The following is a 15,933-nucleotide window of genomic DNA, read 5'->3' on the forward strand; positions in this document are numbered from 1 at the left end:
TGAATGATAAGGTTCAGTCACAAGGGAGACTTCTCTAAGGTTACACGCTTTTTGGAGAGGGCAAAAGAAGTGGTCCATCTCGGAGACCTCGACAAGTATGGCCGAGAAGGGGTCGCTGCTCTTGCGTCTGCAACGCCTGTCGATTCCGGTTTGACCGCCAGTTCATGGTATTACGAGATCGTAAACCGAAATGGATCTGCAAAGATCACATTTTACAACTCAAATATTCAAAATGGGGTTCCAATTGCGATCATTCTGCAATATGGTCACGGGACTCGCAACGGAGGCTGGGTACAGGGTCGAGATTACATCAATCCTGCTATCCAGCCTATTTTCGATAAAATTGCAAATGAAGCATGGAAGGAGGTTACGAAGCTATGAGTAAAACAATCGACGAAAGAGTCGTAGAAATGCGGTTTGACAATAAGCAGTTTGAGAGCAATGTTCAAACCAGTTTGTCCACCATTGAAAAATTAAAGAAAAGTTTGGATATGGACGGCGCTACAAAAGGTCTTGAAAGCATTGACAGTGCTGCTAAGAAAGTCGATATGTCGGGGCTTGGCTCTGCGGTTGAAACAGTAAAGACTCGATTCTCGGCATTGGAGATCATGGCTGTAACCGCCCTTGCAAACATCACCAACTCGGTTGTAAATACCGGCAAACAGATGCTCCACTCCTTGACAATTGAACCTATCAGTCAGGGTTTTGAGGAATACGAGCTGAAGATGGGGTCGATTCAGACCATCATGATGAGTACCGGTGCCTCTCTTGAAGAAGTTAATAAGTACCTCCAGGAATTGAATACATACTCGGATAAGACTATTTACTCTTTCCAGGATATGACCTCCAATATTGGTAAATTTACCAACGCGGGTGTCGGTCTTGAGGATGCAGTAATGGCTATTCAGGGTGTGTCGAATGTTGCTGCCGTTTCCGGAGCCAATGCAAATGAGGCATCCCGTGCCATGTACAACTTTGCGCAGGCTTTGTCCGCCGGTTATGTCAAGTTAATCGACTGGAAATCTATCGAGAATGCTAACATGGCAACTGTTGAATTTAAGACACAGCTTCTTGAATCGGCTGTTGCCTGCGGCACCTTGACTAAAACTGCTGATGGTATGTATAAGACGGTCAAGGGTAATGTCATTGATGCTACACATGGGTTCAATGATTCTTTGCAGGATCAGTGGATGACCACGGAAGCTCTGGTCGGCACTCTTCGTAATTATGCGGATGAAACGACTGAAATCGGTGCTAAAGCATTCGCTGCTGCACAGGATGTTAAGACATTCACTCAGTTGATGGACACTCTCAAGGAAGCTGTAGGTTCAGGATGGGCGAACACATGGGAAATTCTGTTCGGTGATTTTGAGGAAGCCAAAGAGCTTTGGACTGGACTCAGTCAGGTTATCGGTGGATTTATCGATGCCCAAGCAGATGCTCGCAATGAGATGTTGCAAGGGTGGAAAGATCTTGGCGGAAGAACCAAACTGATCGAAGCACTTAAAAATGCTTTTGAAGGCGTTCAGAGTGTTATCAAACCGATCTATGAAGCATTCCGTGAGATATTTCCTCCTACCACAGCCAAGCAGCTTTATGATATCACTGAAAATCTGCGAAAATTCACAGCGAATTTGAAACTCAGTGATACTGCTTCGGCAAATTTGAAGTCCACTTTCAAGGGTTTGTTTGCGATCTTGGATATCGTTAAGCAAGCCTTTTCTGCTATATTTACAGCAATCAAACCGTTGTTCGGCGGGCTTGGAACACTCGGAGATGGAATTCTTGGTTTCACTGGCGGTGTTGGTGATGCTATCGTGGCATTTGATGAGTTTATCAAAACCAGCGGAGCATTCCAGAAAGTCGGTGAGGGTATTGCTACGGTCATTCAGACAATTATGACCGCTTTATCGACGCTGAAGAATAAGATCAAAGAGAAATTCGAATCTGTCAATTTTGAAGTGTTTCATTCTCTGCTTGAGCGAATTCATGAGAGAATGGCGCAGGTCGGAGAAGCAGCCGGTGAGATGAAATCCGGCGTTATCGTCGCCTTTGAGGTCATTGGCGAAACTCTCGCTAATTGTCAGTTTGTTCAGCTTCTCTCTGCCGTATGGAATGCTGTTAAGACAATCGGAAGTGGTATCGTTAAAATCCTTGGCGAACTCGGCAGTTCCTTAGCAAAGAATCTTGGTGAAGCCAATTTCAGCGGAATCATCGATCTGCTGAATGGTATCTCGTTCGGTGCTATTGCTGTCGGCATCACGAAGTTTGTCGGTACATTCCGAAAAGCTATTGAAGATATCGGCAGTTTCAAGGAATCCTTTATCGGAATTCTTGACAGTGTTCGAGGATGCTTTGAAGCTTACCAGAATCAGTTGCAGGCAGGTACATTGCTGAAAATTGCATCAGCTATTGCCATTCTCACAGCATCCTTAATTGCACTCAGTCTTGTAGACAGCGAAAAGCTGAATGTGGCTCTTGGAGCAATCACTGTGTTGTTTGCCGATCTTCTCGCTTCTATGGCAGTGTTTAACAAGATCAGTGGTCAGGTAACTGGTGTGGTGAAGAGTGTAACGGCTATGCTCGGTATTGCTACGGCGGTGCTTATTTTGGCGAGTGCACTTAAAAAGATCGCAGATCTGGACGCAAAACAGCTTACCACCGGCCTCATTGGTGTTGCGGGTTTGACCACTATGATGGTTGCCGCGGCCAAAGCTATGAGTTCCAACAGTAAAGCTATTATCAAGGGTGCTACTCAAATGGTGATCTTTGCAGCCGCAATCAAGATTCTTGCTTCTGTTTGCGAGCAACTTGCTAAATTGGACTGGAACCAGCTTGCGAAAGGTCTTGTCGGCGTTGGTGTGTTGCTTGCCGAGGTTTCTCTGTTCCTGAGAACCGCAAAATTCAGCGGCAAATCCATTACTACGGCTACAGGCATCGTGATTCTTTCGGCATCAATCAAGGTGCTGGCATCTGCCTGCAAAGATTTCGGCGAAATGAAATGGGAAGACATCGGTAAGGGGCTTGCCTCCATTGCCGTCCTTCTTGCCGAGATCACTGCATTCACAAAACTTACCGGAAATGCTCAAAATGTCATTTCTACTGGTGTGGCGTTAATTGCCATTGCCACCGCTATGAAAATCCTTGCCTCTGCGGTTAAGGACTTCTCAACCATGCAGTGGGATGAGATTGCTCGTGGTCTGACTGCTATGGCTGGCGCACTTGCTGCGATCACTGTAGCGGTTAAATTCATGCCGAATAATATGGCTGGCATCGGCGCCGGTTTGGTGATCGTTGCTGCGGCACTCGTCGTCCTTTCGACTGCTCTTGAGAAGATGGGAAATCTGAGTTGGGAGCAGGTAGCAAAAGGACTTATTACCCTTGGCGGCGCAATGGCCATTCTTGCAATCGGTCTGAATGCCATGACAGGCACTCTTGCAGGTTCTGCGGCGCTTCTTGTTGCTGCAAGTGCCCTCTTGGTGCTTACTCCGGTACTAACTATTCTCGGCGCCATGAGTTGGAGTTCCATCGTGAAAGGTCTCGTTACCCTGGCAGGTGCATTTGCTATCCTCGGTGTTGCAGGCGCTGTACTCACTCCCCTGGTTCCTTCCATTCTCGCTTTGAGTGGCTCGCTGGCACTAATCGGGGTAGCAGTTGTCGGTATTGGTGCAGGGCTTGCTCTGGCGGGTGCCGGTCTATCTGCTTTGGCAGTAGGCTTGACGGCTCTTGCAGCGGCAGGAACCGCTGGCGCTACAGCCATCGTCGCTTCTTTGACTGTTATTATCACAGGCGTAGCAGGGCTTATTCCCGCTATAGTAGCAAAGATCGGCGAGGCAATTGTCGAATTCTGCAAAGTTATCGCTGATAGTGCAGGAGCCATTGGAGAAGCAGTCAAGGCGGTTATTCTTATGCTGGTGGATGTACTTGTTGAGTGCGTTCCCGCTATCGCTGATGGGGCATTGAAGCTCATTGCAGGTGTTCTTGAAGCATTAGTAGAATATACCCCGTCTATCGTCGATTCCATTTTTCAGTTTCTTATTGCCGTACTTGAGGGTGTAGCTAAGAATCTTCCCAGTCTGATTCAGGCTGCTGTTGATGTATTGATGGCATTCTTCTCCGGCATTGTTGATGCACTTAAGGGTATCGATACAGAAACTCTTCTTCAAGGAATTGTCGGTATTGGTCTGCTTGCAGCAATCATGGCTGCCTTGAGTGCAGTAGCAGCTCTTGTTCCTGGTGCCATGCTGGGTGTTCTCGGTATGGGTGCTGTCATAGCTGAACTCGCTCTTGTTCTTGCTGCGGTCGGTGCTTTGGCGCAAATTCCGGGCTTGAATTGGCTTATCAACGAAGGCGGTAATTTGCTCCAGGGAATTGGTACGGCGATCGGTAAGTTTGTTGGCGGTATCGTCGGCGGCTTTATGAGTGGCGTGTCCAGTCAATTCCCGCAAATCGGCTCCGATCTTTCCGGTTTCATGACCAATGTTCAGCCGTTCCTTGACGGTGCGGCTTCTATAGATCCGGCTATGCTGGACGGCGTTAAGGCTCTTGCAGAAACAATTCTTATCCTGACAGCCGCAAATATTTTGGATGGACTGACCTCGTGGTTCACCGGCGGAAGTTCGCTCTCCGGCTTTGCTGAAGAGATGGTTCCGTTTGGAAAAGCTATGAAACAGTTCTCTGATGAAATCAGCGGCATTGATGGAGAAGCAGTTTCCAATGCTGCAATCGCAGGTAAGACTCTTGCAGAGATGGCTGATACACTTCCCAATACTGGCGGTGTCGTTGGTTTCTTTGCCGGAGAGAATGACATGAATGCATTCGGTGAACAGCTTATTCCATTTGGTCGTGCCATGCGTAACTTTGCAAACGAAGTCGCCGGAATTGACGCCAGTGTTATCACTGAAGCGGCTACCGCTGGTAAAGCACTTGCAGAGATGGCAAGCACTGTTCCGAATAGTGGCGGTGTTGTCGCTTCTTCGCCGGAGAGAACGATATGGGCGATTTCGGAGAACAGCTGGTTCCATTCGGCAGAGCAATGAAGAATTTCTCTGACGCCGTTTCCGGACTAAAAGCCGATGTCATTCAAAATAGCGTTACCGCAGGTCAGGCTTTGCTTGAACTTGCAAATACGGTGCCGAATACGGGCGGCGTTGTATCCTGGTTTACGGGAGATAATGACCTTGAAACCTTTGGCGAACAGCTCGTTCCGTTTGGTACTGCGATGAAGAACTATTCTTTGGCTGTTACGGGATTGGACGCATCTGTCGTCACAAACTCTGCAAATGCGGCTAAAGCTCTGGTCGAGCTTTCAAACAATTTGCCGAATAGCGGTGGTATCGTATCCTGGTTTACGGGCGACAACGATATTGCAAGTTTCGGCGAGCAGTTGGTGTCCTTCGGTCAGTCATTTGCTGCGTACTATAACAGCGTCAGCGGAGTGGATGTGGCTAAGTTAAGCGGGGTAGTTGTTGAGTTCAGAAACCTTGTGGACTTGGCAAACGGCATTAAGAGCGTTGATACAAGTGGAATGTCTACATTTGCTCAGAATCTTACGAATTTGGGTAATGCGGGAATCGACGGTTTTATCAATGCCTTTACGAATGCTAATTCTCGTGTGAGCACTGCTGCAAACACAATGATTACCACATTCATCAATGCTGCTAAAGCACAGCAAGGTAATTTGACAAGCACCTTCTCTACCATGATTAACGGAATCGTTGCTACTTTTACAAGCAAGTACAGTCAGTTCACAATCATGGGACAGACGATGATGACCAACTTTATCTCTGGCATTCGTACCGGCGACGCATCGGCTCGATCTGCGTTTGTCACAATCGTATCCGGTTGTCTGACAGCAATCCGAAATAAGTTCTACGAGTTTAACACCGTTGGACAGACTACGATGACAAATCTCATTGCTGGCGTTCGAACAAAGAACCAGCTTGCGAAAGATGCCTTTGTTCAGATCATTAACAGTTGTCTGACAGCAATCCGAAATAAGTACACCGACTTCTATAACGCCGGTAAGTATCTTGTTGAGGGGTTTGCCGCTGGCATAACTGCCAACACATACATGGCTGAAGCGAGAGCAAGAGCTATGGCAAGAGCAGCTGCACAGGCTGCGGAAGCTGAACTTGACATCAACTCACCGTCCAAAGTTGGTTATCGAATCGGCGGGTTCTTTGGTATGGGTTTTGTCAATTCTCTGATCGACTACACTGATAAGTCTTATGACGCCGGTGCATCTGTTGCAAAGTCGGCTAAAGAGGGACTCCGCAATGCGGTTTCCAAGATCAGTGATTTCATCGAAAACGGAATTGACTCTCAACCGACAATTCGACCGCTGCTCGATCTGTCCGATGTAACAGAAGGAGTCGGCAGACTATCCGCACTTCTGAGCCGGAATCAGGCAATGAAGATCAGCGCAGGTATGGAGCGTGAGGGTGCCAGCGTCGTTCAAAATGGCGGCGCTACGCCTGCCTCCGGAAACAACTACAACTTCACACAAAACAACTATTCACCTAAGGCACTGTCGAGAATTGACATTTATCGTCAGACGAAGAATCAGTTCTCGGCGTTGAAAGGATTGGTGGAAACATGATTCACTCATTCGCTATCACCAATTACTTAGGTGATAGGATCAAACTTGACTTGAGGGAGCCTGAGGTTTCGGGCTTCCTCATCAAGTCTGTAACCGGCTTAGGTCCGGTCAAAGCAACTGTCAACACGACAGAAGTCGTCACTAATGACGGCTCTATGTTTAACTCCGCCAGATTGAGTCAGCGGAATATTGTTTTCCAAATCGTATTTGTTGATACAGTCTACGGAGAAACGATCGAAGATGTACGGCAGAAATCCTACAAATACTTTCCGGCAAAGAAAAATGTTGAACTCGTTATTGAGACCGATAACCGGTATGTACGAACAAACGGTTATGTAGAATCGAATGAACCAAACATTTTCAGTTCGCAGGAGGGGACATCGATCTCGATTATTTGCCCCGACCCGTTCTTCTATTCGGCCGGCGAGGATGGAAATAACGTAACGGATTTCTACAGTATTGACCCGATGTTTGAATTTCCGTTCTCAAATGAGTCCCTGACGGAGCCTTTGCTTGTATTTGGCGAAATCCAAATCAAGACAGAGGGCGTCATCACTTACTATGCGATGCCGAGATCGGTGTAACGATCTATATTCATGCAATAGGCCCGGCAAGCAACATCAATATTTACAATACGGAAACCAGAGAAGTCATGAAGATTGATACTGTGAAGCTCCAAAAGCTGACTGGAAAGGGTATCGTCGCAAGTGATGATATCGTCATTAACACCTCAAAGGGTGATAAGAGCATTACTCTGATTCGTGAAGGCGTTTCGTACAACATCCTGAACTGTTTGGATAAGAATACCGACTGGTTTACCTTAGCAAAGGGTGATAACATTTTCGCCTTTACTGCTGACAGCGGTGTTACGAATCTTCAGTTCAGAATCGAAAACAAAGTCATCTATGAGGGGGTATAACTATGGAGCTTTTGGTCTTAAACACCGATTTCGAGTCCATAGCCGTCATAGATACCTATGAATCCATGATATGGACTGATCGATACAACTCATATGGAGACTTCGAGATATTCTTCGCTATGGACACACAACTCTTGCAGTATTTGAAGGAGGACTACTATCTGTGGCTGAAGGATTCAGAGCACTGTATGATTATTGAGGACATCAAGATCAATGCCGACACAGAGGAAGGAAATCATCTTATCGTGACTGGAAGGTCACTGGAATCTATTCTTGAACGCCGCATCATCTGGGGGCAGCGAGTCTTTAATGGAAATCTTCAAAATGGCATTCAGACCATGTTGAATGAGTGCATTATTTCACCGTCTATTGCTAATCGAAAGATTTCCAACTTTGTGTTCGTGCCTTCTACCGACCCTAAAATCACAAGACTGAAAATCGACAACCAATACACAGGTGACTGCCTGTACGATGTCATCAAAGGACTTTGTGAGGAAAACAATATAGGGTTCAAGATTGTACTGACCGATGAAAACAAGTTTGCATTCAGTCTGTATGCCGGCGTTGATCGCTCTTATGAGCAGACAGAAAATCCGTATGTTGTTTTCTCTCCAAACTTTGAGAACATCATCAACAGCAACTATTATTCATCCAAAGCGAGTTTTCGAAATGTGACTCTGGTCGCAGGAGAAGGTGAAGGAGCATCAAGGCGAACCGCTATTGTTGGCTCAGCATCTGGACTTGACCGGCGTGAGCTTTTACAGATGCTCGCGATATTTCATCTGACACTGAGGGCGGAACACTATCCGATGCAGAATACATGGCACAGCTTCAGACAAAAGGTTTGAAGAATCTGGCAGACCATATTGTAACCACTGCATTCGAAGGAGAAGTTGAAGTTACTCGACTTTTCAAATACGGCGAGGACTTCTTTATCGGAGACATCGTTCAAATCGCCAATGAATATGGCAATGAGGGATCAGCTTACATTTCAGAGCTGGTCATCTCAAACAGTGAGGAAGGATTGTCAATTTATCCGACCTTCAAAACTATTTCAAAGTAAGGAGGGAGAAACTGAATGAGCGTATCAAGCGGATTTTTCAATTCACTTAACGGTGACCGCAAATACAATGCCGCACAGATGTCGGCAATCTTTGACGGGCTTATCATCGATGGTGTATTTGCTTCTATCGGAACCGCTTTTGCTGTGAAGGCGGCAGGCGGTCTTACCGTGAATGTCGGTATCGGTAAAGCCTGGTTCGACCATACATGGACAGTCAACGACAGCATCCTGCCGATGACTGCTCCGGAAGCAGAAGTGCTTCTCGATCGTATCGATGCCGTGGTTCTGGAAGTAAACGGAATGGAATCAGTGCGTGAGAACACTATCAAATTTGTCAAGGGCAATCCGTCCAGCGCACCGTCGAGACCGACTTTGACAAACGAGGGAAATGTCCATCAGTACCCTCTCTGTTATATTTACAGAAAATACGGCACTGCGGTCATTAACCAAGCTGACATTACCCCTATGGTCGGCACAGAGTCTACGCCGTTTGTGACCGGCATTCTTCAGACGATCAGTCTGGATGAGCTACTTGGCAAATGGCAGGACGAACTTGATCGGTTTACCGATGCACGATCTCAGGAGGTCGATGACTGGATTGCTCAAGAGGAAAGCGATTTCACGACTTGGTTCAATAACATGAAAGCTGACCTTCAACAGGAGCAGGCCGTTCTTGACCAGTGGATCGCATCTGAGCAGGCTGATTTTCTTGCCTGGTATAATCAGATGAAAGACCAGCTCAGCGGTGATGTCGCCGGCAATCTGCAACTTGAAATCGACAAGGAAGAAGTTAAACGCATTTTGCTGGTTGGTTTTGAAGATGGAACTAAGGAGTTTTCAGATGATGGTTCTACCATCACTTCGACTGCGAGCGATGGTAGAACACTGACGAAGACTTTCTCTGATGGATTCCTGACCATGACAAATGTGCTGAAAAGCGCAGCAGGGGCAGAAGTGGCGAGAGCCGTCAAAACTTTTGACTCCGACGGCAAACTTATCAGTACCGTTGTAACTTATTCTTAAAGCGAAAGGAGAACAATCAAAATGGCAGAAGAAGATCTGATTTTCGGTAAATACCGACACTTCTTCGGCGGCATTGAGCCGTCCAATATGCTGGTATTCAGCGCTGCGTTTGTTGCTCAGTATGGAGGCGTGATAATTACAGCTACACTTCCCAACGACACGGTCGTGAATAACCAGACGCTCTGCACCGTGAGGGTGCAATTATCCGGAGGAAGACGACTGACTATCCGAAGGATGAATTCGATGGCGATCTTGTCGCCAATATTAAAGCATCTACAACTTTCCCGGATCGTGATGTCTCTTCTACCGGAACCTATTACTATGCGGCATTCCCTTATACCACGCAAGGTGTGTATAATCGGAATAAGGCTAACCGTGTAGTTGTTAATGAACCGGAGCCGATGCAGGAGTTTTCCGCTAAGTCGGTGTATGTCTCGGCGTCTGATACCGTTAAGGTAGAAATTACGGCGAAGCTTCCGAGTGGCGTTGCAGGTGCAGTTATCCGTAGGAGCACGACCGGTTATCCTACCAGCGAGACTGAGGGTGAACTGTTCAAGAACATCACCGCCAACGGCACTTATACGGATACCAATGTGACAGTCGGAGTGGTGTATTACTATTCCGCATTCCCTTACACCAGTACCGGTGCCTATAATCGCAGCGAGGCAAACAGAACCAGCGTAACGCCGAAGAAGAGAGACTATCTGTTCGGCTATGACCTGGTCAAGGCGACTTCCAGCCCCACCGGACGAGTAACTTATCCTTCTGATGTGGATAATGCGGCATTTACTCCGGCGGCTATGAATTTCAGCACCGGCAAGTTCAACTGTGGTGGTTGGGCGTTCGACCCGGGCGAAAAGTTCATGCCTCGTCCTTGTATGCTGACTTATGCAGGCGTTGTCGATCACTATCTCAATCCTAACGACTATACCAAGAAGGTCAACGGCACCACATCCAAGGTTACGGATACTTCTTTCGGCGGCAACGCCATGATGGAATGGCCAAAGATCTACACGAAGCGGTGGGAGTCTAATGGTGTTTACCATTTCCGCTGCTCCGATACTCCTCAGGACGATACTTGGGATTGCTGGTGCAACTATGACCGTAATAACAACCAGATCGATCATTTCTATACCCCCATCTATTTCGGTTCTCTGGTTTCCGGAAAGCTTCGTTCTATCAGTGGTGCAGCTAACAGCGTAAATACCACGGCAGCTAATGAAATTACCTATGCAAAGGCAAACGGTAATGACTGGTACACCGAAGTGCTGGCTGACAGACTGCTGCTTCAGGATCTGTTGGTTATGATGGCTCGTTCTACTGAGTGCCAGACTGCATTCGGCTACGGACGGTGCAAGAGTTCCAACAGCAATGCTATTGTTCCGGGTACGATGAATACTAAGGGTATGTTCTGGGGTTCCAACGACCAGACCTCCGGTGTGAAGGTCTTCGGTATGGAGAATGTCTGGGGTAACCTGTGGCGTCGTACCGCCGGCTGGATCAATGCCAATGGAACTCAGAAGGTCAAGCTGACTCGTGGTACTCACGATGGTTCTACTGTAACCGACTACAACACAGACGGAAACGGTTATAAGACGATCGCAAATGCTACTCCGGCTGGCAGCTCCGGCGGCTACATCAGCAGCATGAAGACGGAAGCATTCGGACGGTTGCCTGTTACGGCAAGCGGTTCGAGCAGCACTTATGAGGCTGACGGCATGTGGTACAATAACAACCAGGTCAATTACGCGTATGTCGGCGGCTACTGGAACGTTGACCTGTTGGTCGGTCCTTTCTACGCTAATCTGAGCGTTACGGCGTCCTTTTCGGACTCGAGCCGTGGCGCGGCTCTCTCTTGTAAACCGCTTGCTGCTGCGTAAGCAGCGAGGAGAGGACGGGAGAACCTTAGGTTCGCCGGGTAAACGAAAACAATTAAATATTAGGGGTATACACTGCGCCCAGCGCGTATGTCGGCGGCAACTGGAACAATGACCTGATGGTCGGTCCTTTCTACGCTAATCTGAACAATACGGCGTCCAATTCGAACTCGAACAATGGCGCGGCTCTATCTTATCCATAAGAAGCTCTCTATAATGCAGTGTATGCCGCCATTTCAAAATGGCAAGAGATATCCGCATCTCTTCCTCACCACTTGGTGAAAATTAACTCGGTGCAAGCATCTGTGAGTAGCTGAGAATAAGTCGAAAGCGGATGAGAGGATAAGAGAGAACATGAAATCCTATAACCACTTGTACGAAAAAACAATATCCGAAACGAACCGACGGTACGCTCTGTCTCAAGCAAAGCACAGCAAGAGATTCCGTAAAATCATGAAACACCGGCACATGTCTGACGATGCCGCAGTTGAACAATCCTTAGACTGGATAGTCAACTACGAAAACGCCGAGCATGTGCCGGTTTACATTTATGATGGGATTACTCGCAAGGAGCGCACTATTATTGTCCCTACGATGGAAGAGCTGCTTGTTCAGCATTGCATCGTAAATGCCATGAAGCCAATGTTCTGCAAGGGAATGTATGAACATAGCTATGCCAGTCTTCCGGGCAGAGGTGCCCATAAAGGAAAGCAGGTTATTGAGAAGTGGATCAGGATTGACCCGAAGAATTGTAAGTATGTCCTCAAAATGGATATTCGCCATTTCTTTGATTCCATCCCACACGATCGTTTGAAAGCTAAGTTGAAGAAGACCGTTCATGATGAAAAAATGCTGGATTTACTATTCCGCATTATCGATGTCACAGAGGTTGGTATTCCGCTTGGTTTTTATACTTCTCAATGGCTTTCTAACTGGTATTTGCAGGGCTTAGATCATTTCATCAAGGAGCAGCTCTGTGCCGTGCACTATATGCGCTACATGGATGACATGGTCATTTTCGGAAGTAACAAGAGGGTTTTGCACCGCATGAGACAAGCAATTTCTGATTATCTGGAAATGGAGCTTGGCTTGGAACTTAAAGCGAATTGGCAAGTCTTTCGCTTTTCTTATGGTAATAACCAGGGGCGCGACCTGGACTTCATGGGCTTTCGCTTTTATCGTAATCGAACGATTCTTCGAAAATCCATTATGTACAAGGCCACGAGAAAAGCTCGCAAAATCTCCAAAAAGGAGAAAGCAACCATACTCGATGCTCGTCAAATGTTGTCTTATCTTGGGTGGATCGACTGCACCGATACCTATTTGATGTATCAGAAGTGGATAAAACCATGTGTCAGCTTTCAGCAATTGAAGCGAAAGGTTTCACGATATGACAAAAACGATGAGAAGCGGGTATATCAAAAACTCGTCAGTCTTTACACTGCGAAAGGAGGAAAGTCGCATGGAGTTGAATTACAAGTACGCCGAGAGCACAGTCCAGCCGACTGCACTTGAGGTTACTGTTGGAACCGTATATCTCCGCAAGGAAATTACGAGTATCGCACGAACTTCCGAACAGGGCGATAAAACCACTTACTGGACTTATCAGGAAGCGGCGCTAACCCCTCAGGAGTTCAATGAATACACCAATCTGCTTATGGCTGAAAACGCCATTAAAGGTACGAATGATTCAGACAACATTGTTCAGCTCATGGCAGGTCAGGAAACTGGTGATTCCCAGCAGCTTGCCATCATGGAAGCAATTGCTGATCTGTATGACACCGTCGCAGCAATGATTCCTTAATGAGGAGGTAGCAAAAATGGTCAATCTTTATGCCACGCTTATCATCAATAAGCGAAGAACCTTCGACCAGGTGCCTGAGAAATTCAAGGCAGATGTCGAAGCAAAATTGTTAGAATATGGCTACGACACCAACGGCGATCCTATCGCTGAGGAGGAGTAACCATGTTTTATATTTTATCCAAAATTTTGATAGGAGGTAACAACATGGTAGCACTGTATGTCGCACTCATCATCGCAGGTCGTCGAACCTTTAATCAGGTTCCGGCAAAGTTCAAGGCTGCTGTTAAGGATGATTTGGAAGCTCTCGGCCTTGACGAAAACGGTAATCCGGTGGATTAACCGAAATTGGCAGGGAGTCTACTTCACGGTGGCTCCCTCGCCTAATTAAAAGAGGTTTGGGGTGATATTTCTTACAAGCTTCTTATTTCATTTATGACTTCAAGGAGGATGATATATGGAAATGGAACCCTGGCTGCAAACGCTATTAACCATTTTGGGGACGATACTTGCTTCTTCTGGATTTTGGGCATACATCCAGGAGCGAAGCAAACGAAAAGCTGCTGAGAATAAACAGAACAATCTTGAAACGCAAATGCTCATTGGTCTGGCTCATGATCGCATTATCTATCTCGGAATGGTCTACATTGAGAGAGGTTACATTACACAGGACGAGTATGAAAATCTGTACGAATACTTGTACAAGCCTTATAAAAAATTAGGAGGCAACGGTTCGGCTAAGCGAATCATGACAGAAGTCGACCAACTTGCGATTCATAAATCAACTTACAATGCTTGAATTGGAGGTGAGATTATGAGTTACTCTGTTTCAGGAACAATGATTACGCTGACCAGAGGAGACACCTTTACGGCTCTTATTACAATCACTGACTCGGAGGGCAATCAGTATGCTCCTGTTAAAGGGGACCGTATTCGGTTCGCAATGAAAACTGACTACGAAGACGGAGCGCCTCTCCTCATCAAAGAAATCCCGGTCGACACGATGATTTTAGTAATTGAGCCAGAAGACACCAAGTCGCTTGCATTTGGCAAGTATGTCTACGACATCGAGCTGACAAAAGTAACGGGAGAAGTGGACACCTTCATTACCAAAGCAACTCTTAAGCTGACGGAAGAGGTGCATTGATATGAGCAGTATAAAAGCGTTCGAATGCCTTACTGGACATATCTCGGGACTATGCACACTGTCTGGCGAATTATCCTGTAAAGGTGGTTTATCCGGCAAACTATCTGCCGCAATAGATTACAACACCTATTCAGGCGAATATGAAGTGGTACCGAGCGCTTTTAATACTCAGGTTTTGCCCACTGCCAACAAGGTGCTTAAGAAAGATGTGACAGTTCAAAAAGTCCCATATTTCGAAACCAGTAACGTTCAAAATGGAGTTACAGTTTACATTGCAGAGGAGGTAAATTAAATGCCCAATCAGTATATCAACAAGGTCATTTATGGTGGCAGAACCCTGATTGACCTTACCAGTGATACCGTGGAAGCCAGTAAGCTTCTTTTGGGAACCAAGGCTCATGATAAGAGTGGCGCCCAGATTGAGGGCACTTGTACATTTGATGTAGATTCTACGGATGCAACTGCTGCTGCCGCTGAAATTCTGGCGGGTAAGACCGCGTATGTCAGTGGCAACAAACTTACAGGTACTATGAAGAATAATGGTGCCGTTAGTAAGAAGATTACTACCAGAGATGAGGATGTTACAATTCCTCAGGGTTTCCACGATGGCAGTGGTAAAGTGGGAATCGACGCAACCGAAAAAGGTAAGCTGGTTGCCAACAATATTCGAGAGGGCGTAACTATCCTCGGCATTGAGGGTACAATGTCCGGCTCGGAAAACATGAAACCGCAGGCTAAGACAGTTACACCGTCCACCGCAAAGCAGACGATTCTACCTGATGCAGAGTATAACTGTTTGTCTCAGGTAGAAGTTGAAGCAATTCCTTATGTTGAAGCTGATAATCCTGCTGGGGGAGTGACGGTAACGATTGCGGGGTGAGAGTAAATGGCTGTAAATAAGGTCGTTTACAATCGCCGGACGTTAATCGATCTGACCGCCGACACCGTCAGCAAGGAAACCCTTAAAAAGGGATTTACAGCTCATCAGGCCGATGGTACAATGATAACTGGTGAGTTTATTGGCGATGATTACGATGAAATCGACCGAATTCTTACAGCTGGTCTAACAGATGGCTATAAACATTTTTCGGACGATGGCACAATCATCAGCACAATCGATTCACAGGGTCGGACTTTGGTCAAGACCTTTTCAAATGACTTCTTGACCTGCACCACGGTTCTAACTGATCCGGACGGAGTTGAGCTTGGGCGTACTGTGAAGTCTTTTTCGGATAACAGCAGTACAATCATTACTACCGACTCTAAAGGGCAGAAGCTTGTTAAGAAGTTTTCGAATAACATGCTTAACATGGAAGCGGTTCTTACGGATACTGCTGGTAAGGAGCTTGCCCGTCTTACAAAAGTCTTTTCCGCAGACGGGAAAGATATCAGTTCAACCGTAGTTTATGGAAAATAAGATGTGATTTGAAGCCGTCACGTGTAGGTTATTTCTGCATTATTCCTACACTTTGGCTCAAAAAGCAAGTAATTACGGGATATTT

16 protein-coding genes and 1 pseudogene are annotated in these 15,933 nt (G+C 46.6%); all 17 read left to right on the forward strand.

What is annotated here, in order from left to right; all coding sequences use genetic code 11:
* Positions 1–3 precede the first annotated feature (3 nt).
* The gene (locus tag DXB00_RS00710) at positions 4–381 is read left to right on the forward strand and encodes an HK97 gp10 family phage protein (RefSeq protein WP_119214391.1); all 378 of its coding nucleotides are present in this window, start codon (positions 4–6) and stop codon (positions 379–381) included.
* Entirely contained in the window at positions 378–5,039 is a 4,662-nt protein-coding gene (locus DXB00_RS00715; RefSeq protein ID WP_243107115.1) for a tape measure protein, read from the forward strand. Before DXB00_RS00710 ends, DXB00_RS00715 begins: the two co-directional genes overlap by 4 nt.
* On the forward strand, positions 4,994–6,601 hold the full coding sequence (locus DXB00_RS16840) for a hypothetical protein (protein ID WP_243107116.1): 1,608 nt from the start codon (positions 4,994–4,996) through the stop codon (positions 6,599–6,601). Before DXB00_RS00715 ends, DXB00_RS16840 begins: the two co-directional genes overlap by 46 nt.
* Positions 6,598–7,185, forward strand: coding sequence for a phage tail domain-containing protein (locus tag DXB00_RS17595; RefSeq protein WP_305143080.1), 588 nt, complete (start codon positions 6,598–6,600; stop codon positions 7,183–7,185). The genes DXB00_RS16840 and DXB00_RS17595 overlap by 4 nt, the downstream gene beginning before the upstream one ends.
* A 41-nt stretch (positions 7,186–7,226) precedes the next feature.
* Positions 7,227–7,520 (forward strand): hypothetical protein, encoded by a 294-nt coding sequence (locus DXB00_RS17600; RefSeq protein WP_305143082.1) that lies wholly within the window; start codon positions 7,227–7,229, stop codon positions 7,518–7,520.
* Between the two features lie 65 nt (positions 7,521–7,585).
* Positions 7,586–8,583: pseudogene (locus DXB00_RS00725) on the forward strand (siphovirus ReqiPepy6 Gp37-like family protein).
* 15 nt (positions 8,584–8,598) lie between these two features.
* The gene (locus DXB00_RS00730; RefSeq protein WP_119214392.1) at positions 8,599–9,606 is read left to right on the forward strand and encodes a hypothetical protein; all 1,008 of its coding nucleotides are present in this window, start codon (positions 8,599–8,601) and stop codon (positions 9,604–9,606) included.
* 350 nt (positions 9,607–9,956) lie between these two features.
* Positions 9,957–11,486 (forward strand): hypothetical protein, encoded by a 1,530-nt coding sequence (locus DXB00_RS00735; protein WP_243107117.1) that lies wholly within the window; start codon positions 9,957–9,959, stop codon positions 11,484–11,486.
* Positions 11,487–11,837: 351 nt separating this feature from the next.
* A complete protein-coding gene (locus DXB00_RS00740; RefSeq protein ID WP_119214393.1) occupies positions 11,838–12,998 on the forward strand; it encodes a reverse transcriptase domain-containing protein in 1,161 nt (386 codons plus the stop codon).
* Positions 12,946–13,287, forward strand: coding sequence for a hypothetical protein (locus tag DXB00_RS00745; RefSeq protein ID WP_119214394.1), 342 nt, complete (start codon positions 12,946–12,948; stop codon positions 13,285–13,287). The genes DXB00_RS00740 and DXB00_RS00745 overlap by 53 nt, the downstream gene beginning before the upstream one ends.
* A 16-nt stretch (positions 13,288–13,303) precedes the next feature.
* Positions 13,304–13,447, forward strand: a complete 144-nt coding sequence (locus tag DXB00_RS16560) for a CD1375 family protein (protein ID WP_187116379.1) — start codon at positions 13,304–13,306, stop codon at positions 13,445–13,447.
* Between the two features lie 44 nt (positions 13,448–13,491).
* The gene (locus tag DXB00_RS17605) at positions 13,492–13,626 is read left to right on the forward strand and encodes a CD1375 family protein (RefSeq protein WP_305143081.1); all 135 of its coding nucleotides are present in this window, start codon (positions 13,492–13,494) and stop codon (positions 13,624–13,626) included.
* A gap of 115 nt (positions 13,627–13,741) precedes the next feature.
* On the forward strand, positions 13,742–14,083 hold the full coding sequence (locus DXB00_RS00750) for a hypothetical protein (protein ID WP_119214395.1): 342 nt from the start codon (positions 13,742–13,744) through the stop codon (positions 14,081–14,083).
* A 15-nt stretch (positions 14,084–14,098) separates the two neighbouring features.
* Positions 14,099–14,431, forward strand: a complete 333-nt coding sequence (locus DXB00_RS00755; protein WP_119214396.1) for a hypothetical protein — start codon at positions 14,099–14,101, stop codon at positions 14,429–14,431.
* A gap of 1 nt (position 14,432) precedes the next feature.
* Positions 14,433–14,723, forward strand: coding sequence for a hypothetical protein (locus DXB00_RS00760; protein ID WP_119214397.1), 291 nt, complete (start codon positions 14,433–14,435; stop codon positions 14,721–14,723).
* Positions 14,724–15,311, forward strand: coding sequence for a hypothetical protein (locus tag DXB00_RS00765; protein ID WP_119214398.1), 588 nt, complete (start codon positions 14,724–14,726; stop codon positions 15,309–15,311). It abuts the gene before it with no gap.
* A 6-nt stretch (positions 15,312–15,317) separates the two neighbouring features.
* A complete protein-coding gene (locus DXB00_RS00770) occupies positions 15,318–15,848 on the forward strand; it encodes a hypothetical protein (RefSeq protein ID WP_119214399.1) in 531 nt (176 codons plus the stop codon).
* Positions 15,849–15,933 lie beyond the last annotated feature (85 nt).

Origin of the sequence: Butyricicoccus sp. OF10-2 (assembly GCF_003481925.1) — a bacterium.
Lineage (GTDB): Bacteria > Bacillota > Clostridia > Oscillospirales > Butyricicoccaceae > Agathobaculum > Agathobaculum butyriciproducens.